General features: G+C 45.2%; 17 protein-coding genes. 7 read left to right on the forward strand and 10 right to left on the reverse strand.

The window, feature by feature from the left end:
* Positions 1 to 123: 123 nt before the first annotated feature.
* On the reverse strand, positions 124 to 2259 hold the full coding sequence (locus NIAKO_RS12940; RefSeq protein ID WP_014218881.1) for an elongation factor G: 2136 nt from the start codon (positions 2257 to 2259) through the stop codon (positions 124 to 126).
* 202 nt (positions 2260 to 2461) lie between these two features.
* The gene (locus NIAKO_RS12945) at positions 2462 to 2845 is read right to left on the reverse strand and encodes a hypothetical protein (RefSeq protein WP_014218882.1); all 384 of its coding nucleotides are present in this window, start codon (positions 2843 to 2845) and stop codon (positions 2462 to 2464) included.
* 347 nt (positions 2846 to 3192) lie between these two features.
* Between NIAKO_RS12945 and dnaG the strand changes: the two genes are divergently transcribed.
* A complete protein-coding gene (dnaG, locus tag NIAKO_RS12950) occupies positions 3193 to 5205 on the forward strand; it encodes a DNA primase (protein WP_041348532.1) in 2013 nt (670 codons plus the stop codon).
* Positions 5206 to 5313: 108 nt separating this feature from the next.
* Here dnaG and NIAKO_RS12955 read toward each other — a convergent pair whose 3' ends face one another.
* From NIAKO_RS12955 to rpsO, 7 genes are all read right to left on the reverse strand, one after another.
* Positions 5314 to 5760: a hypothetical protein gene (locus tag NIAKO_RS12955; protein WP_014218884.1), complete on the reverse strand. Its 447-nt coding sequence runs from the start codon at positions 5758 to 5760 to the stop codon at positions 5314 to 5316.
* Positions 5761 to 6172: 412 nt separating this feature from the next.
* Complete coding sequence (locus NIAKO_RS36675; protein WP_014218885.1) at positions 6173 to 7948, reverse strand: RICIN domain-containing protein; 1776 nt, start codon at positions 7946 to 7948, stop codon at positions 6173 to 6175.
* A 564-nt stretch (positions 7949 to 8512) separates the two neighbouring features.
* The gene (locus tag NIAKO_RS12965; RefSeq protein WP_014218886.1) at positions 8513 to 9331 is read right to left on the reverse strand and encodes a M48 family metallopeptidase; all 819 of its coding nucleotides are present in this window, start codon (positions 9329 to 9331) and stop codon (positions 8513 to 8515) included.
* Positions 9332 to 9626: 295 nt separating this feature from the next.
* Positions 9627 to 10286, reverse strand: a complete 660-nt coding sequence (gene plsY / locus NIAKO_RS12970) for a glycerol-3-phosphate 1-O-acyltransferase PlsY (RefSeq protein WP_014218887.1) — start codon at positions 10284 to 10286, stop codon at positions 9627 to 9629.
* 79 nt (positions 10287 to 10365) lie between these two features.
* The gene (gene prmA, locus NIAKO_RS12975; protein ID WP_014218888.1) at positions 10366 to 11181 is read right to left on the reverse strand and encodes a 50S ribosomal protein L11 methyltransferase; all 816 of its coding nucleotides are present in this window, start codon (positions 11179 to 11181) and stop codon (positions 10366 to 10368) included.
* A gap of 127 nt (positions 11182 to 11308) precedes the next feature.
* Entirely contained in the window at positions 11309 to 13453 is a 2145-nt protein-coding gene (gene pnp, locus NIAKO_RS12980; protein ID WP_014218889.1) for a polyribonucleotide nucleotidyltransferase, read from the reverse strand.
* A gap of 172 nt (positions 13454 to 13625) precedes the next feature.
* Entirely contained in the window at positions 13626 to 13898 is a 273-nt protein-coding gene (gene rpsO / locus NIAKO_RS12985) for a 30S ribosomal protein S15 (RefSeq protein ID WP_014218890.1), read from the reverse strand.
* A 320-nt stretch (positions 13899 to 14218) separates the two neighbouring features.
* On the opposite strand from rpsO, the gene NIAKO_RS12990 reads away from it, so the two are divergent.
* Together NIAKO_RS12990 and NIAKO_RS12995 are read left to right on the forward strand one after the other, a co-directional pair.
* Positions 14219 to 15304, forward strand: coding sequence for a glycosyltransferase (locus NIAKO_RS12990; RefSeq protein WP_242675515.1), 1086 nt, complete (start codon positions 14219 to 14221; stop codon positions 15302 to 15304).
* A 3-nt stretch (positions 15305 to 15307) separates the two neighbouring features.
* The gene (locus NIAKO_RS12995) at positions 15308 to 16429 is read left to right on the forward strand and encodes a glycosyltransferase family 4 protein (RefSeq protein ID WP_014218892.1); all 1122 of its coding nucleotides are present in this window, start codon (positions 15308 to 15310) and stop codon (positions 16427 to 16429) included.
* On the opposite strand, the gene NIAKO_RS13000 is transcribed toward NIAKO_RS12995, so the two are convergent.
* Positions 16410 to 17099, reverse strand: coding sequence for a cell division ATP-binding protein FtsE (locus tag NIAKO_RS13000; RefSeq protein ID WP_014218893.1), 690 nt, complete (start codon positions 17097 to 17099; stop codon positions 16410 to 16412). The two genes, NIAKO_RS12995 and NIAKO_RS13000, sit on opposite strands and share 20 nt — an antisense overlap.
* A 252-nt stretch (positions 17100 to 17351) precedes the next feature.
* Between NIAKO_RS13000 and NIAKO_RS13005 the strand changes: the two genes are divergently transcribed.
* From NIAKO_RS13005 to NIAKO_RS13020, 4 genes are all read left to right on the forward strand, one after another.
* Positions 17352 to 19814 (forward strand): TonB-dependent receptor, encoded by a 2463-nt coding sequence (locus NIAKO_RS13005; RefSeq protein WP_041348540.1) that lies wholly within the window; start codon positions 17352 to 17354, stop codon positions 19812 to 19814.
* Between the two features lie 249 nt (positions 19815 to 20063).
* On the forward strand, positions 20064 to 20852 hold the full coding sequence (locus NIAKO_RS13010; RefSeq protein WP_014218895.1) for a hypothetical protein: 789 nt from the start codon (positions 20064 to 20066) through the stop codon (positions 20850 to 20852).
* 253 nt (positions 20853 to 21105) lie between these two features.
* Positions 21106 to 21732 carry a hypothetical protein gene (locus NIAKO_RS13015; RefSeq protein ID WP_014218896.1) on the forward strand — a complete coding sequence of 209 codons (627 nt, stop codon included), beginning with the start codon at positions 21106 to 21108 and terminating at the stop codon, positions 21730 to 21732.
* Between the two features lie 20 nt (positions 21733 to 21752).
* Positions 21753 to 22649, forward strand: coding sequence for a LysR family transcriptional regulator (locus NIAKO_RS13020; protein WP_014218897.1), 897 nt, complete (start codon positions 21753 to 21755; stop codon positions 22647 to 22649).
* Positions 22650 to 22693 lie beyond the last annotated feature (44 nt).

Here is a 22693-nt window from a genome sequence, read left to right on the forward strand (position 1 = left end):
GGGCCAGTTGGTTAATCTTTAATGTGCTAATATGCTAATGGGCTAATGTGCTCAGTTTTTTATTAGCCAATTAGCACATTATCTTATTAGCATATTGGCTACACCAGTTGCCGGAGCCCACGTTTAAACAAGTTCTTCTTTAGCTGTTTTAGAATAGTCGTCTATAAGCCGGCGTTGTTCCTCGAACGGTACCGGAACATAGTCAAAAAACTTCATGGTAAATTTGGCGCGTCCCTGCGTTATGGACCGAAGTGAGGAAGAATACCCGTCCATTTCGGCCAGCGGCACCTTGGCGATCACCTTCTGGAAATGTCCCTGGGTGTCAATGCCCTCCACCACGGCCCGGCGGCTTTGCAGATCGCCCATTACGGCGCCGGTAAGATCATCGGGGCACAACACATCCACCTGGTACACGGGCTCCAGGATCTGCGGGTCAGCCTGCTGGAAAGCCTGTTTAAAGGCCATTAAACCGGCTATCTTGAACGAAATGTCATTACTGTCCACCGGGTGCATTTTACCGTCATAAATCGATACCCGAACGTCACGTACATACGACCCGGTTAACGGGCCTGTTTGCATTTTTTCCATAACACCTTTTAAAATGGATGGGTGAAAGCGGGTGTCAATCGCTCCGCCCACAATACAGTTAAAAAACACCAGTTTACCGCCCCAGTCCAGGTCATGCACATCACGGCCGCGCACATTCAACCCATTCGGGTCGGGCATGCCGTCGTACCAGGGTTCTATCCGTAAGAATACTTCCCCGAACTGACCGGAACCACCACTCTGCTTTTTGTGCCGGTAATTGGCTTCGGCCATCCGGCGAATGGTTTCGCGGTAAGGAATGCGGGGTTTGATGAATTTTACGTCTACTTTATGCAGATGCTCTATTTTCCATTTAGCCACTGCCAGATGCATATCGCCCTGGCAATGAATGAGCGTTTGTTTTAGTTCCTGCGAAACCTCTACGATCAGCGTGGGGTCTTCTTCCCGCAGCTGGTGCAAAGCCTGCGACAGCTTTTCTTCTTCCCCTTTTTTCGTTGTTTCGATGGCCACCGTCATGTTTGGCGGTGGAAACTCGATGGGGCTCAGTTCATAATTTTTACCCTTTACGTGCAGGGTATTATTAACGTGCGTGTTCTTTAGTTTCAGGGTGGCGCCAATATCTCCTGCTACCAGCTCGGTGGTATTGGTGCGTTTATTTCCTTCTACCAGGAACAGCTGGTTTATTTTTTCGGTAATGCCGGTTGATTCGTTTTCCAGCTCCATACCGCTTTGCACCGTGCCTGAATATACTTTGAAGAACGACAGGTCGCCTACATGCGGCTCGCTGATGGTTTTAAAAACAAAAATGCAGGCCGGTCCGCTGACCTCGCAGGGCAATGATTTTCCGTTTTGCGTGGTCTGGGGCGGCATTTCATTGGCGCTGGGACAAACATTATCAATAAAGCCCATCAGGCGGCCACTGCCCATATTCCGTTCTGCCGAAAGGCAGAATAATGGAAACAGGTCGTGGTTGATCATGGCTCTTTTCAGCCCGGTCTTCATTTCGTCTTCATCCAGCTCGCCCCTGTCGAAATATTTTTCCATCAGCGTCTCATCGTTGCTGGCCACTGCCTCTATCAGTTCTTTATGCAGCTCGTCGGCGCGGGCGCGCTCGTCGTCAGGGATGGGCAGTTTCTCGGGTTTGCCCCCCGCATCTTTAAATTTATACATCGTCATGCGAAGCACATCTATGATCTCATGAAAGCCGGCGCCCAGTTGCCGGGGGTATTGCACCACGGCCACCTTTCCGCCAAAATGGGCCTTTGCTTCGCGAACAGTTCTGTCAAAATCGGCATTGTCTTCGTCCAGTTTATTAACGGCAAAGATCATGGGCGTTTTAAACTGTTCGGTATAATCCCAAATGATGTCGGTGCCCACCTCAACACCCATTACGGCATTGAGCAGCATTACACCAGTGTCGGCCACGCGCAGGGCCGAAATTACTTCACCTACAAAATCGTCGTAACCGGGTGTGTCAATAATGTTGATCTTGTAACCCCGCCATTTGGTATGCATTAATTTGGAGAAGATGGAATTACCACGTTCCTGTTCCAGCTCATGGTAATCGCCGATGGTATTTTTTTCGGCAATGGTGCCGCGGCGGGTAATAAGGCCTGCTTCATATAGCATGCACTCCGCCAATGTGGTCTTACCGCAGCCGGCATGGCCCAGCAAGACTACATTTTTTACGTGTGAGGTATCAAATTCAGCCATAGCAAACAATGTTTAGATGAAGAATAGTAGTTTACTAAAAGTGGGTGCGGCTGATATAGGGGGGATTTCGTCAATAAGCAAATGCTCCTTCGCAATGCTCAGGAGCGCAATAAACAACAGGCAATTAGCATTACGAACTGCCTGATAAATTATTTGAATCCCGCTTAACGGAACCTTTTGCCAGTTGCCTATTGTCTATTGCCTATTGTATATGGTTCGCGAAATGCGAAAATTCCTCTTTAACTTCTGTCAAAGTACTCTCCAGTTGCTGATAATCGTTGAAAAGTCGTTCGTGATCGGTGGTTGCGTCTTCGGCCAGGCTCACATTATTGGGTTCAGCCATTTCGTCTTTGAGCTTACGGTGGTGGAGTTTGATGGCTTGCTTGAGGTCGTGAATGTTAATGAGCTGAATGTAGAACTGATTGTCGAGGTGATCAATCTCCAGAAGAACGTCTCTGTTGGTTTGGTGTCCGGCAAGATCCTGAAGTTGACTTTTTAATTGACCGAATTCATCTCGGTAAGAACGCAATGTCTCCCGCCAGGCATTGCATTCTTTTGACAGCTGTGCGATATCTGTAGTTACCATGGGAGAAAATTTATAAATGAAGAAATATAAAGAGCTTCTTAAGTTGGAAGTAAGGCTTAATGTGATGTGGTGCGTTTGTGAGTGGTTAATCTAATTTAAGAAACATTTGCCGGAAAAACAGGATAAAAGAGATAAAAATTATAAACCCTTAGTTAATAAATAATGGTTTATATATGTGATCGATGTTTTCCCTATGATTGAATAGTATATGTACAAAAAATTGTAAGTCATTCAGTTGGCGGTACGCCAAACGCCGAATGCTGAATGCTTAACGCGAAAGCCCCATTATGCAAATTGCGTTAAGCGTTTTGCGTTCTGCGTTGCGCATTTCCCCTAAATTTGCTTCGATGATCAGTCCTCAAACGATACAACAGATCCTTAGCCGGATAGATATTATTGAAATAGTAGGAAGCTTCATAAAACTAAAAAAACGCGGGGCTAACTACCTGGGGCTTTGTCCCTTCCATGGCGAAAAATCGCCTTCCTTTACCGTTTCACCGGCCAAGGAAATTTATAAATGTTTTGGTTGTGGCCGCAGCGGCAATACCATCAGCTTCATTATGGAACATGAGAAATATTCCTATGTGGAAGCATTGCGCTGGCTCGCCGCCAAATACAATGTGGAGATAGAAGAAACGGCCATGAGCCCCGAAAGGATGCAGCAACAACAAGCGGCCGACAGCTTATATATCCTGAATGGGTTCGCGCAAAAATATTTCTCCGAAAATTTATTCCAAAGCGAGGAAGGACAGGCAATCGGTCTTAGCTATTTAAAAGAACGTGGGTTTCGGGAAGAGATCATGACGCGCTTTCAACTGGGCTATTGCCTGGCTACCCGCGACTCCTTTGCGCAAACGGCCCTGGCGGCGCATTATAGCCTGGAGTATTTACAAAAGAGCGGTCTGGTGGTGGTGCGGGATGAAAAACCGTTCGACAACTACCGCGGCCGCATCATTTTCCCCGTACATAATCAAACCGGTAAAGTGATTGGTTTTGGCGCCCGCATCATTGGTAAAAATGATAAAGCGCCCAAGTACATCAATACGCCGGAGAACGAAGTATACATCAAGAGCAAGATCCTGTACGGCACTTATTTTGCCCGGCAGGCCATCGATAAATTCGACGAATGTTTGCTGGTGGAAGGATATACCGATGTGATCTCCTTACACCAGGCCGGTATCGAGAACGTAGTGGCATCCGGCGGTACCTCGTTAACGATGGACCAACTCCGGCTCATTAAGAAATACACGAAGAACCTTACAATCATTTACGATGGGGACTCTGCCGGCGTAAAAGCCGCCCTGCGTGGGTTGGATATGGCGTTGGAAGAAGGCCTGAACGTAAAACTGGTGCTCATCCCCGATAAGGAAGACCCGGATAGCTATGTAAACAAGGTAGGCGCCGCCGCCTTCCGCGAGTTCATCGATAAAAATAAAAAGGACTTCATCCTGTTTCAGCTTGAAGTACAAATGAAGGATGTTGGCAACGATTCTGCCAAAAAAGCGGGCCTGGTAAACCAGGTGGCGGAAACCATTGCCAAGATCAACAAGCTGGAAGATTTTACCAAACAACAGGATTATATAAAGAAATGCGCCGAGTTACTGAAGATTGAAGAAGGTGGTCTGGTAAACCTGGTGAATAAACACATTCGCGAAAAGCTGGCTAAGGACGAAAGCAAACAGGCAGCTGCACAGGGTTTGGACTTCACCCAGTTTTATGGCGACAATGCCACGCGCGGCGAAGAAGCCGGTTACAGCGATGAAAGCTTTAACCTGATCTTCAAAGATGAGCTGCAGGAAAAACAACTGGTCAGGGTTTTGCTGGAACATGGCCTCAAGGATTGGGACCATACCCAGAAAATAGCGGAATACATCCTTAACCAGGATATTGCCGAAGACATGATAGAGAACCAAACGGTAATAAAGGTGCTGAATATGTACCGCGAAATGCTGGCTGAGCGGCATGAGCCTACCGATAAGGATTTCGTATTCTCGCAGGAAAATGATGTTAGTACACTGGTGGTGTCTATTCTGAATACCCCCTACGAATTAAGCAATCACTGGGAGGCGGAGAAATCTGTGTTCTCAGTATTGGAGCAGGGTTTTAGAAAGTATATGAACATTGAGTACAAGCATAAGGCCCTGATGAAGGAAGAAAAGGGTTTTAAGGATGATGTTTCTTCAACGATTCAATTCCTGAAATTAAAAAAGATAAAACAACTGCTGGAGCAAAACCAGGCCGACCTGGAAACCAATAACACTTACGAGCGGTTTCTGGAGTTATTGCCCCCGCACATGCACATCAAAGACATTGAGATGGAGCTGGCTAAAATGACCGGAATAGTATTCAAAAAACAATAAAACGAATAAACCCCGATGAGGAAATTATCCTATCGGGGTTTAATAATTAATTTTAATTAGCTGTCGTGATGAGACAGTTACAAGTGTCATGTAAATAATGCACGGAAATTAGTCTACCATAGCAGGGGCAGGAGCAACAACTCTTTTTCTGCCACCGGCTTTAACTGTAGCTACAGCCTTGTCGAACCGAACGGCGGTCCAAACATGGTCTAAAGCCACTTCTTCAGAGCTACCAAAACCGGCGTTTCTAACGCCATCCCAACTGCAACCCCTGTTCAGGTCAGTAGCGATCTTGGATGTGCTCTTTGGATAAGCAATCCAGAATTTACCACCTTCCTTCAGGGAGGGAAGTACATCCCTTAAAATACAGTTTAATTGATTTTCGTTTACTGCAAACACCAATGCAAAGTCGATTTTCCGGGTTTTTAACAGTGGTGTTACATTTTTGGCAAACGATAATTTGACAAATTGCTTCTCAATTGAGGAAGGGAGACCCTGGATTAACACGTTCTTTTCTTCCTGTAATTGAAGCTTTTCTAACAAATTTTGCGACATGCCGAAGGTTTTTGTAATAAGCTTTCAGGTTATAAAAAATAGACGGGATTGCAAAGGTATACAAAGATATGCACAGTGTAAAAAAATAATTTAACCTTGATGCAACGTTTTGATCATCTCATCTTGTAAGGCCGTAAGCATCAGGCTATAAGCTTATAGTAAAATTAAATACAAGAACGCCAAAAGCGCTGAAAGCGGCCAGGCTAAACCATTTTGCACTACGCAATAACCTGAAAAGCCAGTGATATAATGGATTATAAATATGTGTTTCGCTGACAAAAATCAAAGTCACTGTATTGATTAACGCTCAAATTTTAAAGCTGGATGCCATTAATCAGAGATCTCAAAGTTGGGATGTTGGCCGTTTGCCAAAAGGCAAGTTCAATCACTGAAGGGGCAATCAAAACAAATGCTATTGTTTAGTAGGAATCGCCACCGAATCCAAATGCACCTGCTTAAACCGATTGTCCTCCCCTTCCTCCTCCCCATTCACAGCCGTCAACAGCCATTGCTGGCGTGTTTTACCCGTCCAGGCTGTTTGCAATACCGACGCCCCATTGCTGGCAGAACCGGCAAATACTTCCAGTACTTTATTACTGGCCTTGTTTATCAGCCGCATTTCTCCCTTGCTGCCGGTTTCGAATAGCCGCCAAAGCTGGTTGTCATTATCTTTTGCATCTTTTAAAACCAATTGTACATTTTCTTTTGTGCCGCCGGGTATTTCAAGGGCGCGGCCGCTTATCAGGTTGGTGATCCTGTACCAGCCATCGCCTGCATAATCAAAACGCCAGCGTTGACAGGGTTTTCCATCCCAGGTTGCCTGTGTTACAAACGCCAGTGATTTGCCCGAACAATCACGCGTGTTCATTACCTTTTTACTGTTTACATTGGTTATGCGGTATACGCCGTTGGCAATGGTGGCGAAGGGTGTTTCCTTTTCCTTACCGGTAGTTTCATTATCTACTATCAGTTCGGCATACCGGGGCCAGTTCCAGTATTTGCCCGGATCTGTTTGTGTATTGCCGCTGTAATGCTGGTGCCCTTTTATGTGCAGGGCGCCCGACTGGGCATTTGAATTGGCAGTGCCCAGTCCGCGATAGCAGGTGGATGCATCGATGGCATGACGCGTGCAGATGTTACGTACCAGCGCAGCCGAAGCCTTATACATTTTATCGGAATACCATTTGTTGCCATACTCCAGGTAGCCTTCATGCTCGATGCCTATTGCATACGCATTGGCGCTTTGTACATGTAATGCCATATCACTTTCCCTTACCATTTGGGTTATTTGCCCGTCGGAGGCACGAATAATATAATGGGCGCTCATTTGCGCGGCCGGGTTGTTAAACCAGGAAATGGTGCCGGCATAACTCCCCTGAGCGGTATGAATGGTTACATGGGTAACCTTTGTTCCATTACGGCCGCTTTGAAAGTTATTGTTATGGGCCGTTGCATAAACAGCCGGTGAATAATCCGCTGCTGTTTGCTCATTTGTTGTAGCGATAGCCGATTTATTGGTAGCAAAGATCAACATGCTGTCCTTTACAACATCGAGCTCAACAGCAGGGGATTGTAACTTTTGTAATAAAGGCGCCGGGAATAGTTGCTCCAATTGCACTTTTACCGGCGCTCTTTTCAGCGAAGGGGTATTGATACCCTTTTGCAACTGATCGTATATGTCATATTTAAACAGGGCCAACGCGTATTTATCAATGGCGGTACTGTCGCCCGGCATTTCAGCCAGTTCCTCCAGGATCACCGAAAAACCTTCGGCGCTGATGCGAACATCCAGTTGTTTAAAGCTGGCTTCGCGGCTCAGGAATTTGGCAACAGACAGGATCTGTAACCGAACATCATTTTTATATTGTTCAGGGGTTATGCCACTGCTGCTGCAAACTGTTGTGAGGGTGTTTTTAAAATAGCCCTTACCATTCTCTATAAGGGCAAACAGGCCATATCGCAGCGGCATGCCGGTACAATTGTCTGCATCGTGCAGGTCTGGTTGCATGTTCGTAAGGCGGGATGCCGAATAAGCTGTTGCTTCCAGCAACCCATGCGGAATATTTGGATAGCGCCAATAGGCTTCTTCAAAATAAGCTTCCAAACCCAATATAGGTTGCTGCGCACGCACAACCTGGTGCATGAGGATTCCTAAGGCAATGAAGGCAATCAATTTCCGCTTTCGCATATTAAGAGGTTTAATCGTGAAACGTAAAACGTAAAACGTGAAAGGACGCCCTCATTTTGGTTTTCCTGAATAATAGCGAGGTTCAAAAATAAACGGAAGAATAATTTCACGTTTGCCGTTTGCCGTTTCACGGAAAGGCATCAAACCATGAATCAGATCCATGATTGGAATTAAATAACTTATTAGTGGATAATGGACTCTTATTACGGTTCTGTTATACGCTACAACCGGTGTGGGGAACAACCGGAAAAGTGAGTGGAATGATAACCTTAACCACGCTACTGTATAACAGCTTTAATTAGGGAGATGCTGTTGCTTTTTCCGGAGGTACAAAGACAAGCTATGTGCCACATTTGCCCGTGAGATCATAAAAAGCGTTAATGTCAGCATTGATTATGCACATTCAGGTTGTGCTACTTCGGTTTATACGGTAATATATCGTAAAAGTACATTGCCTTGCTCTATCAACCCTGTCAACTTGTTAACTTGTCAACCCGTCAACTTAAAACACAAAAGGCTGCCAAATAAATGACAGCCTCTTATAAAAATTAATTCTACTCAAAACTACTTTACCGGCTTATAATACGTCATCGCCTCCGGCATCAACTCCTTCAGCTTGGCAATACGCGTATCGTCCGAAGGGTGGGTGCTCAAAATTTGCGGCGGTGCATTGCCACCGGAGGCGGCTTTCATTCTTTCCCATAAAGGAATTGCTTCCTGCGGGTTGTAGCCTGCCATGGCGGTAAAGATCAAACCATAATGGTCGGCTTCACTCTCCTGGTTACGGCTAAAAGGCAGCAGAACGCCTACATTGGAACCAACACCATAAGCGCTCATGAAAATATTTTGTGCAGCAGCGCTTTTGTTGGCCAGCGCTGTTTGCAAAGCAACGCCTCCCAGTTGTTGTAAGGCTCCCTGGCTCATACGTTCATTACCATGGTGCGCCAGGGCGTGCGTAATTTCGTGGCCTAATACAACCGCCAGGGCTGCTTCGTTCTGGCTAATAGGCAATAAACCCGTATACACAACGATCTTTCCGCCGGGCATGCACCAGGCGTTCACTTCTTTGGAGTCAACCAGGTTGTATTCCCATTTATAGCCTTCCAGCTCCTTGGCAAGGCCTTTTTGGGTGTAATATTGAGTGATGGCATTTACCAGCCTGGTGCCCACCCTGCGCACCATCTCAGCGTCTTTATTGGTGCTGGTGCTTACCACTTTGTTCTCACTCAAAAACTGGGTGTACTGCTGGGCAGCCATTGATTGAATTTCCGATTCAGGATAAAGGGACAACTGATTCCTGTTCGTGATCGCATTATGCGCGCACGATGTTATACTCGTTGCCACAACAGCAGCCAGGATAACCTTGTTCATAACATGTTTCATTTCTATGGGTGTTTACTTCAGTTTATTTAAACAATCCTTATACCAACCTAAGCAACAAACTTATAAAATGGACGCATCACCATCAAATTAAGTAATAGACAGTTGTGAATTGTTTCGATGGGAACATATTACCACAAAAGATAGAAGCCAAACGGCCCGCCTGCGCCAGGGCTACGGAGGGTAAAACAAAAAAAATCCCGCTTAGCGGGATTCAAATAATTTATGAGGAGGTCTGTATTAATTTGCTTATTGCCAGTTGCCTGTTGCGCTCCTGAGCGCAGCGAAGGAGTATTGGCTATTGTCTTCTCCGTCTTTCCTTGCGACGGTCGCGGTATTTTAAAATGGGAACTTTGCTTTCGCTGCCGCGTAACAAGCGGGTAATGTTCTTTTGGTGAGTAAGTACCACCATTAAAGCCACGGCTAAGGCAAACCCCCTGTATACAAGTTCTTTTTCGTTGAAAATTACCAGGATCAATACGGCGAAGGCCACACTGGCTAAAATAGAACTGAGCGAAACGAAACGGGTAAGATACAGTACGAGCAGGAAGACCCCTACACAGCAAACTGCCACTTTCGGCTGAATAGCCATAATCATTCCAAATAAGGTAGCAACCCCTTTCCCACCCCGGAAATCGGCCCAGATTGGGAAGATATGCCCCAGAACTGAAGCTAAACCCAGCCCAACCATTAAGTTGGTTCGGTCAAGTTCATTGTCTGCGCCTAAATAATGTGGAAGGAGAATGTATAAACTGGTGGCTACAACCCCTTTAAGCATGTCAATAGCCATTACAAAGGTGCCCCATTTGGAGCCTAAAACACGGAAAGTATTGGTAGCACCGGCATTTCCACTGCCGTATTCACGGATATCGATTCCAAAAAACGCTTTACTAACCCAAACCGCTGTTGGAATAGAGCCGATCAAATATGCTAGTACAATGAGTAAACCTTCTTTCATTGTATAGTTGGTTGAAGTTAGATGACGAAAATATGGAAAAAAAGTTAATTAATTGATAACTATCGGGTTCTTGGGGTTATTATTTTTTAAACAGCAAACACATCCAATCGCCTCTCATTTTACAATCAACAACTGATAATCCATTGTTTAGCGCGCACTTCTCAATATCAGGTCTGTCTCCTGCTAAAAGTCCGCTCATAATTACAACGCCACCCAATATTAAATGTTGTTTAATTCCGGCCATATTTGCAATAAGTACATGTTTATTGATATTGGCTAAGATAATATCAAATTCTGTTGACATTTGTAAGGTATCTGTCTGAGCCAGAGCAATGTTTGAACAGAGATTAAGTTTTATATTTTCCTCCGCATTATTGATGCTCCATTCATCGTTATCGATGGCGGTCACAGATGCAGCGCCCAGTCTTTCTGCAAGGATGGCCAGCACACCTGTTCCGGTACCAAAATCAAGTACCTGTTTACCGTCAAAGCTCAGCTGCTGCATATTCTGGATCATCAGATGCGTGGTGGCATGGTGACCGGTGCCAAAACTCATTTTAGGTGTGATGATTATTTCATGCAGCACGTTTTGCAGGGGTTCATGAAAATGCGCCCTTATGCCGCAAAACTCATCGATAATAACCGGTTGAAAATTCTGCTCCCATTCTGCATTCCAGTTACGGGGTACAATTACTTCTTTGGTAATGGTGGTTTCGGTGCCTGTTATTAATTCCGCCGTGTCGGTTTCGTTATACTGGTCTTCGGGAATGTAGCCGGAGATATAATTAAGCCCTTCCTCAAACCCTTCAAAACCCAGTTCGCTCAATTGCGCTACCAGTATTTCCTGTTGTTCTTTTGATACAGGTTGAAATTTGATGTGGATGTAGTTCTGCATGTAAGTTGAAAAGTTAACCGGTTGATGTGTTAACCAGTCAACTCGTCAACTGGTTAACTGGTCAACAAAAAAAGGCCTGCAATTTTCACTACAGGCCTTTTTTTTATTCTTTAGACTTAATTAAAAACTAAGCTGGGTTTTCCGGTCTTTTGCCCTCGGGTTTAGGCATCAGGATCTTGCGGCTTAGTTTGAACTTACCGGTTTTGTGGTCAATACCGATCAGTTTTACTTTCACCACATCACCTTCTTTCAGCACCCCTTCCATCGTTTCCAAACGCTTCCAGCTGATTTCGCTGATGTGCAGCAAACCTTGTTTGCCAGGCAGGAATTCAACGAATGCGCCGAATTCTTTAATGCCTTTTACCGTGGCTTCGTATACTGAACCTACTTCAGGTACAGCAACGATACCCTTGATCCAGGCAACGGCTTTATCCAGACCTTCTTTGGCAGGGCTGAAAATGCTTACTTCACCGTAGTTGCCAACTTCTTCAATGTTGATGGTAGCTCCGGTTTCGCGTTGAATTTCCTGAATGATCTTACCCTGGGGCCCGATCACCGCACCAATGAACTCTTTGTCGATGAACAGTTTTTCCATTCTCGGTGCATGTGGTTTCACCTCAGAACGGGCTTCGGCTGTACATTCATACATCGCATCGAGGATGTGCAAACGGCCTTTGCGGGCCTGCTCCAGCGCTTCGCGCATGGTGCTCATGGCCAAACCGTCGATCTTGATATCCATTTGTACACCGCAAATACCATCGCGGGTACCGGTTACTTTAAAGTCCATATCACCCAGGTGATCTTCATCACCGAGGATGTCGGTAAGAATGGCGTATTTTCCATCAGTGCCGCGGGTAATTAAACCCATAGCCACACCACTTACGTGTTTAGGAAAAGGCACACCGGCATCCATCAACGCCAATGAACCGGCGCATACGGTAGCCATGGAGGAAGAACCATTCGATTCCAGGATATCACTTACAATACGAACGGTGTAAGGATATTCATTGCCCGGCATCATTTTTTTCAGCGAACGCATGGCCAGGTTACCGTGACCAACTTCGCGACGGCCGGGAGCGCGCATCATCTTTACTTCACCGGTCGAGAATGGCGGGAAGTTGTAGTGTAAAATGAATTTGGTATAATCAGATACCGCGGCGCTTTCAACCAGCAACTCATCTAAAGGCGTACCTAAAGTAACAGTTGTAAGTGACTGAGTTTCACCGCGTGTAAACAATGCTGAACCGTGGGGAGAAGGCAGAATGTCGATCTCCATGTTCAATGGACGAACCTGATCGAGCTGGCGGCCATCGAGGCGGATCCGGTCGTCGAGGATCATATTACGTACCACTTCCCATTGCAGGTCGTCGTAATATTTTTTAGCCTGTTTCTTCACTGAATCCTCAGCTTCTTCACCCAGGCTGGCGATCAATTCATCTTTCAATGTATCGTAAGCTTCACTTCTGGCATGTTTGGCAGAAGCAGAGCGGGAGATCTGGTAAATCTTTTCCTTTGCAAAGTCGGCCACCTTTTGTTGCAGCTCGGTATTTTGCTCAGGTTTGGTATAATCACGTTTACCGGCAATGCCTACTTTATCACGCAGTTCCTGCTGCGCTTTAATTTGCTGGCGAATGGCTTCATGGGCTATTTCCAGGGCTTTTACCAGGTCTTCTTCAGCACACTCATCGCCTTCCCCTTCCACCATCATAAGGTTCTTTTCAGTAGCGCCAATGATGAAGTCCATATCGGCTTTAGCCAGTTCGGTACGGCTGGGGTTTACGATAAATTGTCCTTCAATGCGGGCAATTCGCACTTCGGAAATAATTTCTTTAATAGGAACGTCCGAAACAGCCAGTGCTGCAGAAGCGGCCAAACACGCCAGTGCATCGGGCATAACTTCTTTATCGCTTGAAATAAGCGTTATAAGCACCTGAACATCACATAAATAATCTTCAGGAAACAATGGGCGTAATGCCCGGTCTATTAATCGGCTAATGAGTACTTCGTAATCGCTCAGTCTGCCTTCACGTTTGAAGAAAGAACCGGGAATACGGCCTGCAGATGCAAATTTTTCGTTGTAATCTACTACCAGTGGGAAGAAGCTTTGTCCTTCTTTGGGCTCTTTATTGGCAACAACAGTAGCCAATATGATACAATTGCCCTGGCGAACTGTAACGGCGCCGTCGGCCTGACGGGCCAGGCGGCCGGTTTCAATAGAAACCTCGCGTCCGCCCCCTATATCAAAAGTAACGCTAATTGGTTGAGAGAGCATAGTGTAAAATGTAGTTTAATGGTCGCTATCACATCCTGCATGTAGGTGGGAATTAAAGCGGAAAGCAATCAGCAACCGGTTATTAAAGCAACGTGGTTAGAAAAGTATAGTAAAAACAACTATTCCCAACTGAAATTTTCAGTTGGGAATAGTTTGTTATTATAATATACACTTATTTTCTGATACCAAGTTTTTCAATTAAAGCGCGGTAACCTTGCAGGTTGTGTTTGCTCAGGTACGTAAGCAGGCGTTTACGCTGACCCACCAGTTGCATCAAGCCACGGTGAGTAGAGAAATCCTTCTTATTTTGTTGAAGGTGTAAAGAAATGCTGTTGATACGTTCTGTCAACAGTGCAATTTGTCCCTCAGTAGAACCTGTGTTTTTTGCATTGCCACCGAATTGTGCAAAAATGCTAGAAACTTTCTCGTTTGTTAAATAAGGCATCTCAATTTTTTTAAAAACATCCAGAAATTATCTTCTTAATTTGGCGGCAAAGGTATATAATAAATTCTAATTGAGTGGATAAGTTGAGTATATTTTTTTAAAAAAGAAGCATATTCCAGTTTGTGGTTTGTAGATTATGGTTTGTGGTTAGTGCGCATTTTAAAGCTCATAATTAATTACTTAGACTCATAAAATTAAAAATTATAAGGCAGTTACCTTATTTTGAGGTCTGAAATCAGGTATTAGTTTGAAAAATCAACGAAACCACAAACAACAAACCTCAAACTACAACAGTAATAAATTAGCTATCAGCTAGTTAAATGAAACGACTCATATTCGCAGTTACAAACGATCTTAATTACGACCAGCGGATGATACGCATTTGCACCTCCCTGGCCGAAGCCGGCTATGCCGTAACGCTCATAGGCAGGCGATTCACCGGCTCCCCTGCCCTTGTTACCCGCCCGTTTAAGCAAAAACGGTTGTTCTGTTTTTTTCGCACCGGCAAATTAAGCTACCTCGAATATAACCTGCGGTTATTTCTTTGTTTATTATTTATAAAAGCCGACGGCGTATGCGCCATCGACCTCGATACCATTCTCCCCTTTTATTTTATTTCAAAACTAAAAGGCATTCCCCGTGTTTATGATGCCCATGAATTGTTTTGTGAAATGAAGGAAGTGGTTACCCGCCCCCGCATTTATAAGGTCTGGAAATGGGTGGAACGATATGCCGTACCCAAATTCAAACACGGGTATACGGTAAATAAGCCTATTGCCGATGAGTTTAAAATGATGTACCGGACAGAATATGAGGTGATCCGCAATGTACCGGTTTGGGAACCGCTTGAGATACCCGATAAACCCGAAAAATTTATCTTATTTCAGGGAGCAGTAAATGAAGGCCGCAGCTTTGAGACGCTTATCCCGGCCATGCAATACGTAAATGCACCTTTCGTCATTTGCGGGAATGGTAATTTTATGATCCAGGCAGAATTCCTGGCATCGGAGTATGATACAAACCACCGTATAGAGTTTAAAGGACGCATATTACCGGCTGAACTGAAAGAACTCACAAAAAAAGCCTGGATCGGGGTAACCTTATTCGAAAATAACGGCTTAAGCAATTATTATTCGCTCGCCAATCGCTTCTTCGACTATATACATGCCGGCATTCCGCAATTGTGTGTGGATTATCCGGCTTACAGAGAAATAAACAATAAGTACAATATAGCTGTTCTTACTAGTGACCTGCGGTCGGAAGCACTGGCCGAACGGTTGAATGAACTATTGAATAACAAAAATTTATATTACCAATTGCAACAAAATTGTTTACAGGCACGCGAAGCCATAAACTGGCAACAGGAAGAAAAAAAGTTATTAGCGTTCTATAAAAACATTCTCTAGCCTGTGGAAAAACACTTACATATTATTTCTTTCGACGTACCCTACCCGGTTGATCATGGCGGCTATTTTGATTTATTCTACAAACTGGTAGCACTGCATCAACAGGGCATCCGGATCCATTTACATTGTTTTGAACACAAACGGGCACAACAGGCCGAACTGGAGCAATATTGTGCCGAAGTACAGTACTATCCGCGCCAGTGCGGTCATAAAGGTTTCTCGCATAAATTGCCTTATATAGTGGCGTCCCGCACCAATGCCACACTCGACGAACGGTTGCTGAAAGACAGCCATCCCATCTTACTGGAAGGCGTACACTGCACCTACCTGTTACACGATGAGCGGTTCAATAACCGCAAAATGATTCTGCGGCTGCATAACGTGGAATATAAATACTACAAACAGTTATTCCGTAACAGCCATTCCCTGTTTCGTAAAATGTATTACCTGAACGAAAGCAGGCTGTTGAAACATTACGAAGAAACCATTGCCAATAAAGGTTTGATCCTGGCAGTAAATGATCAGGATACCAATACCTACCGCAAAGAGTTTGGTGCGCGCCAGGTAGCTACCCTACCCGTGTTCCTGCCCTTTTCCGAGATCTCAGCCCCTGAAGGCGTAGGTTGTTTTTGTTTGTATCATGGAAACCTGTCGGTAAACGAAAACGAAGAAGCGGCCATCTGGTTAATAAAGAAAGTATTTAACGATCTGCGCATACCATTGGTGGTTGCAGGAAAAGACCCTTCGCCCCGCCTGCAGCGTATTGCCAATAAATACGGGAACGCCTGTGTGGTAGCCGATCCTTCCGAGCAGGAAATGCAGGACATGATCGCGAAGGCGCAGATAAACATCATCCCCTCCTTTAATGTTACGGGTATAAAGCTAAAGTTGTTGAACGCATTGTTCAATGGCCGCCATTGCCTGGTAAATGAAGCTACGGTGCAAAGCACGGGGTTGGAATCGGCCTGTCATATAGGAACGAATGCCACCGCATTCAAAAGCCAGATCGTACAACTGTACCGGCAACCGTTTGCAGAAGAAGAGATCCGTTTGCGGAAACAATTACTGCTTTCCACATTCGATAACAAACGGAACGCCCAGCGTCTTATTCAATGGATATTTTAGCGTTGTCTATAACCCGGCCCCTTTCGGTACGTACCGTACGGGCTGGGTATTTATTGATCACGATATAATCGTGGGTAGCCATTACAATAGCGGTACCATAATCGCGGCTGATATGGAACAGCAGCTGCATGATCTCATCGGAAGTTTCGGGATCGAGGTTACCTGTGGGCTCATCGGCCAGGATGAGTTTGGGCGAATTGAGCAGGGCGCGTGCAATGTCAATACGTTGCTGTTCGCCACCGCTTAGCTCAAAAGGCATTTTAAAACCTTTGGCTTTCAGGCCCACTTTGTCCAGCACATCGAGGATCTTTTCATCCATCAGCTTTTCGTCCTTCCAGCCGGTGGCCCGCAGCACAAAACGCAGGTTATCGTTTACATTACGATCGGTAAGCAATTGAAAATCCTGGAAAACCACCCCCAGGTTACGACGCAGGAATGGTACTTTTTTCCAGTCCATATCCCGCAGGTTAAAACCCACTACGGTGCCATCCCCTTCTTTAAGGCGAAGATCGCCATACATGGTTTTTAACAGGCTCGATTTGCCGGTGCCGGTCTTCCCAACCAGGTACACGAATTCTCCTTTTTGAACCCGGAAATTCACATCCTGTAAAACCAGGTTATTTCCCTGATAGATATTTACGTGCTGTAGGTCGATGATATTCTCCTGCATACTGATCCGTTAAGTTGTAACAAAAATAAGTAATTCGGGCCAGTTTACGACAGGTAAAAGCTTAAAGGTGAAAGCCTAAAGCAGAAAGCCCGGGACATCATTTGCTTAACCTTTTGACTTTAAACCTGTATTAGCTTTAGCCTTTAACCTTTGGGCTTTAACCTGGTTTTTTTCCGCTTCGCGTAACCCGTTTTCCGCATCCGGCACATGCCGGTGGCCGATGTTTCTTTGTTTTGCAAAAATTTCCCTAAAGTGAGAAGAACTTACATCCTTGCACTGCTGGCTTTTATAATAAACCAGGCCACTGCACAAACTATTAATTTGGCTGCTCCTACAGTCAACAGAACCGAAACTCCTGAAGATAAAGAAACCGGTATTGTAAAAGGTACCATTCAAACTACTGATAATCAACCCGCAGTTTATGTTACCGTTACCCTGAAGGATGCTAACCGCTCCACCTTTACCGACGAAAGCGGGAACTATGCGCTGAAAAATATCAAACCCGGTCAATACATCCTCAAGGTTACCATGACCGGCATGCAAACAAAGGAAGAAACCATAATTATTAAAGCCAACGAAACCACGGTAACCAACTTTACCCTGGCGGAAAATCATAAAGAACTGGAGGAAATTGTTGTAATTCAGCACAAAACCCTGAACGACCACCCGGTAAGCGTTGGCAAGATAGCCCTCGATCCCATGGATTTGCCCCAGGCACTGAGTGTTATTGGCCAGGGCGTTATTCGCGAACAACAGGCATTAAAGCTGAGCGATGTTATCCGGAACGTAAACGGCGTGTACCTCACCACCACCCGCGGTAATGTACAGGAAAGCTTTGGCGCCCGCGGTTACAGCCTGGGCAGCACCAATTTATTCAAGAACGGTTTCCGCATTAACTCTGGCGTAGTACCTGAAATGAGCTCGCTGGAAAAAGTAGAGGTAATGAAAGGAAGCACCGCCATCCTGTACGGACAGGTAGCACCCGGTGGTGTGGTGAATATGGTTACAAAACAACCGAAATTCAACTTTGGCGGTGAAATATCCATGGGTGTAGGCAGCTACGACCTGTACAAACCCGCTTTCGATATTTACGGCCCCATTTCAAAAAGCATCGCTTACCGTGTTAATGGCACTTATGTAAAGGCCAACAGCTTCCGCGACCAGGTAAGTTCTGAACGTTATTACGTAAACCCTTCCCTCCTGTTCAAACTGGGCAAACGCACCCAGATCATTGCCGAAGGCGATTACCTGAATGATAACTTTACTCCCGATTTTGGTATTGGTACGCTCGATGGTAAAAAGATCCCCAATGTGAGCCGCTCCAGCTTCTATGGCACACCGTGGCAGTACAATAAAACCAAACAGACCACCACCACCCTTACAGTAAAGCATCAGTTGAGCGATAACTGGAACCTCAATACTTCGTTTTCTTACCAGGATTATAAAAGAGATTACTTTGCAGTAGAACGCATCCAGGCCGATGCTACCGGTAAATGGGGCCGCCCGCTGGGCCGCATAAATACCAACGAGAAATTCTACGCAGGCCAGGTAAACCTGGTTGGCAAGTTCAATACCGCCTCACTGGAGCATAACCTGCTGGCCGGTGTAGATGCCGACCGCACCGTAACCACCGATTACAACTATACCTTCCCCGCCATGAATGGTTTTGTGTCTGGCATTTATGACACCATCAACATTCTTGACAATTTAAAATACAGTCCGCGTACAGATGTACCACTGGTAAACACCATCAGAAAAAGAGTAGCGCCCATCAACCGCATGGGGGTGTATGTACAGGACCTGATTAAACTGAGTGATAAATTTAATATACTGGCCGGCATCCGGTTTGCGTATGTTGAAACAAGAGGTATTGACTCCTTCAACCTGCTGAACGATACCAAAGTAACCGGCGCCACCCGGTACGATCATGCGTTCTCCCCCCGTTTTGGCCTGGTATACAAACCAGTAAACAACACGGCGGTTTTTGTAAGCTATTCCAATTCGTTCACCAACAATACCGGTAGCGATATAGATGGCAAAGCCTTAAAGCCTTCTATTATTGACCAGTATGAAGTGGGGGTAAAAAATAACTTCCTGAACGACCGGTTATCGGCTAACGTAACCCTCTACCGCATCAAGAACAACAACCTGGCGCAAACCGCCCCTTACCTGAAAGACGGCACGCCCAACAATAACACCAATTACAAAATGATGAGCGGTCAAACCATCAGCGATGGTGTGGAAGTAGACCTGGCCGCCTCCCCCGTCAATGGCTTGAACATCACTGCCGGTTACAGCTATAACTACATGCGTTATACTAAAACCGACACTACCGTGGGCAGCTTTAAAACCGGGGAACGGCTGGTAAACAACCCGGGCCATACCGCTAATGGAAGTATCTTTTACACATTTGGCGCAGGCCGCCTCGAAGGTTTTAAAATAGGCACCACCATCGTGTACCTCGGCGACCGCTATGCCGGCTGGAATACCGATGTAACAAAAACCAATCCCGTTACTTACCGCGACCGCCTGATCTCTGTAAACGGCTATACCACCATAGATGTGTCGGCCGGTTATACGTTCAGGAAAAAGATTTCGGTAATGGCCAAGGTCTCCAACCTCACCAATACCTACAACGTGAATGTGCATGAAAACTATAGCGTGAACCCCATACCACCTACACAGTTCACTGCCACAGTAAGTTATAAGTTTTAAATTCCGGAGGTCAGGTATATATCAGGGCCACGCCGATACCTCGGGGTGGCTTTTTTTATTATGCTACTTTCAGGGCTAAAAATAGATATCCCGGATATATTCCCGATATAACTCCGATTTATCCCGTACATATCCCGCCTCTTTTTTAAGGACAAAATATCTCCGGCTTAGTACAAACACATATCTGAGTTGTTTCTATAGTATAGATATGAACCACTAATTCAAGTAACCATCATTAAACCATCTGTTATGGCTAAACTAGAAGGAAACATCCAGATAACCGGCTCATTGGACAACCTGAGCTTTTACAAAATGCGCGGTTCAGACAAGATCATTGTACGGAGAAAAGGCGGGCCCAGCGCTGAGCAGGTAAGAAAAGCTCCGAATTTTGAAAATACCCGCCGCAATAATGGCGAGTTTGGCGGGCGGGCAGCGGCAACAGCACTTATTAAACAAGTATTAAATCCTTTGCGGTTTCTGGCAGATTACAATATTACCGGGCCGCTCAATGCCCTGCTAAAGCCCATTCAACATATGGACACCGATAATGACTGGGGGCAGCGCAGTATAATAATTTCTAAAAATGCGCGGTTACTGCAGGGGTTCTCGCTTAACCGCCGCTACCAGTTAGATACAATTCTGCGTACGCCGGTTTTATATTCCTTAAAACAACAACAGGTTGTTATTGATATTCCCGAATTATTACCCGGACTGAACTTTATAACGCCTGGTAATTATTCCTGGTACAAATTTATTGCAACGGCCGGTATTATACCCGATGTCTATTACCGGGATGATAACTGGGGATATCAGCCTAAAGGCGACTTTAATTATCAACCTTCCGTTGACCACTCAGCGTGGTTTCCCACAAACGCGCATGCCGGGGCCACTACACTGACTATTGACGGTTTACCTGAAGTAAAACCTGAAGACCATAGCATTTTGATAGCAATAGGAATAGCCTTTGGCACCATGCAGGGTACTGAAATACAGCCTGTAAAATATGTGGGCGCCGGAAAGGTAATTGGGATGGAGTAACTATTGAAATTCCCGCCGGGTATAATCTTGTTGCAGCCAAAACGCTTGGGCAAATACCTACCAACGTTGGACAAATATATCAGCAGATCCAGGACGGTACGGCGCCAACTTTCGGGGATGCGGTGATCAGGCACCGGATGATCGCTGCCATAGGGGAATCGGCCAGAACCGGTACACAACAGCGTTATAGCACGGATATTTGAACTGATGCTACTATTTTGTAGTTTTGGGTCAAATCCAAACCCTATACACTATGCTTCTGGTCCATGGTAAAAAACTGGCAAAAATTAAAGAGTTTACAGATAACACCCAGGCATGTACAAGCTGTAAATCGTTTGATCTGCGGGTAAAAATATTCAAACAATATCAGCACGTTTACATGATCCCTGTATATCCTGTAGGTGATAAGGTGGTGGAAATAAGATGTAAACAATGTGATGAACCCATCTTGCAGGAATCGTTAAAGAAAGAATATGCCAAAAAGGGCAGAGCGCCTTTTTATTTTTATTCTTTGTTCATTTTAATTGCGTTGATAATAGGATGGGCTGTATATGCAGACGGAAGAGATAAAAAAAATACCGCGCTTTGGGTTGCCAGTCCAAGGGCAGGCGATGTATATATCATTAAGCGGGAAAAATCAGGAGTAACATTGTATTCTTTTCTTAAAGCAGCCAATGTAGCGGGCGACTCCATACAGCTTTATCAAAATCATCTTGAGTATACGGGTAAGGTTACAGCTTTAAACAATGATGATTATTTTGAGCTGGCGGATATGCTCAGTATATCAAAACAGGGGCTTCAACAACTTTTGGATAAAGGGCTGATCGATGAAGTTAAACGGGATTATGATGAAGCCGATGGCTTTAACCGGCTTAAATAAATTTCCCGTATCATTGATATATGTTTGACTTCCGACTAAAAGTGTTTTATACCGTTGCGCGCAGGTTAAATTTTACCAAAGCGGCGGAAGAATTGTTTATTACGCAGCCTGCCGTAACCAAACATATTCACGAAATTGAAACGTACTATAAGACCCAGTTGTTTGAGCGGAACGGCACCCGCATAAAGCTTACGCCGGCTGGGGCCGCTTTGCTTGAACACACGGAACAGCTTTTTACTATTTACCGCAATATTGAATTTGACCTGGCTGCCATGAACGAACATGCGCAGGGAACCATTCGCATAGGCGCCAGTACTACCGTGGCGCAATATGTATTGCCTAAATACCTGGCCTCATTCAAACAAAAGTTTCCTGACATAAACATTGCGTTAACTGCCAGCAATACCGAGCATATTGAGAATGCCCTTATTGCGAACAGGATTGATTTCGGCATTATAGAAGGGCAGTCGAAGCGGCCGCAGCTAAAATATACCACCTTTCTGAAAGATGAAATGGTGTTGTGTACACGCACGGGCAATCCCGCCATTAAAAAGCAAACTGTTACGCTGCCGGCACTGAAGGAATTGCCATTACTGATGCGTGAACAGGGCTCCGGTTCGCAGGAAGTAATTGCTGCTGCGTTAAAGAAAGCAGGGGTTAAGGTTGCTCAATTAAACATCGAGATGGTGTTGGAAAGTACGGAAAGCATAAAATCTTACCTGGGCAGTTCAGATAGTTTTGCGTTTTTATCGGTTCATTCTATCCTGAAAGAATTAAAAAGCAACGAGCTTACCATTATCGACATCAAAGAACTGGCCATTGAACGGTATTTTTACTTCGTAAAACAACAGGGCGATAACCAGCCCCTGCCAGAGTTGTTTATGAAATTCATTGGCTCTGATAACTTAAAGTTATAGCAGATTAAATCTGGTGATTTCATTGCCGGCGTACAGTTGTTGAC

The sequence above is a fragment of the Niastella koreensis GR20-10 genome, from assembly GCF_000246855.1.
Taxonomy (GTDB): Bacteria; Bacteroidota; Bacteroidia; order Chitinophagales; family Chitinophagaceae; genus Niastella; species Niastella koreensis.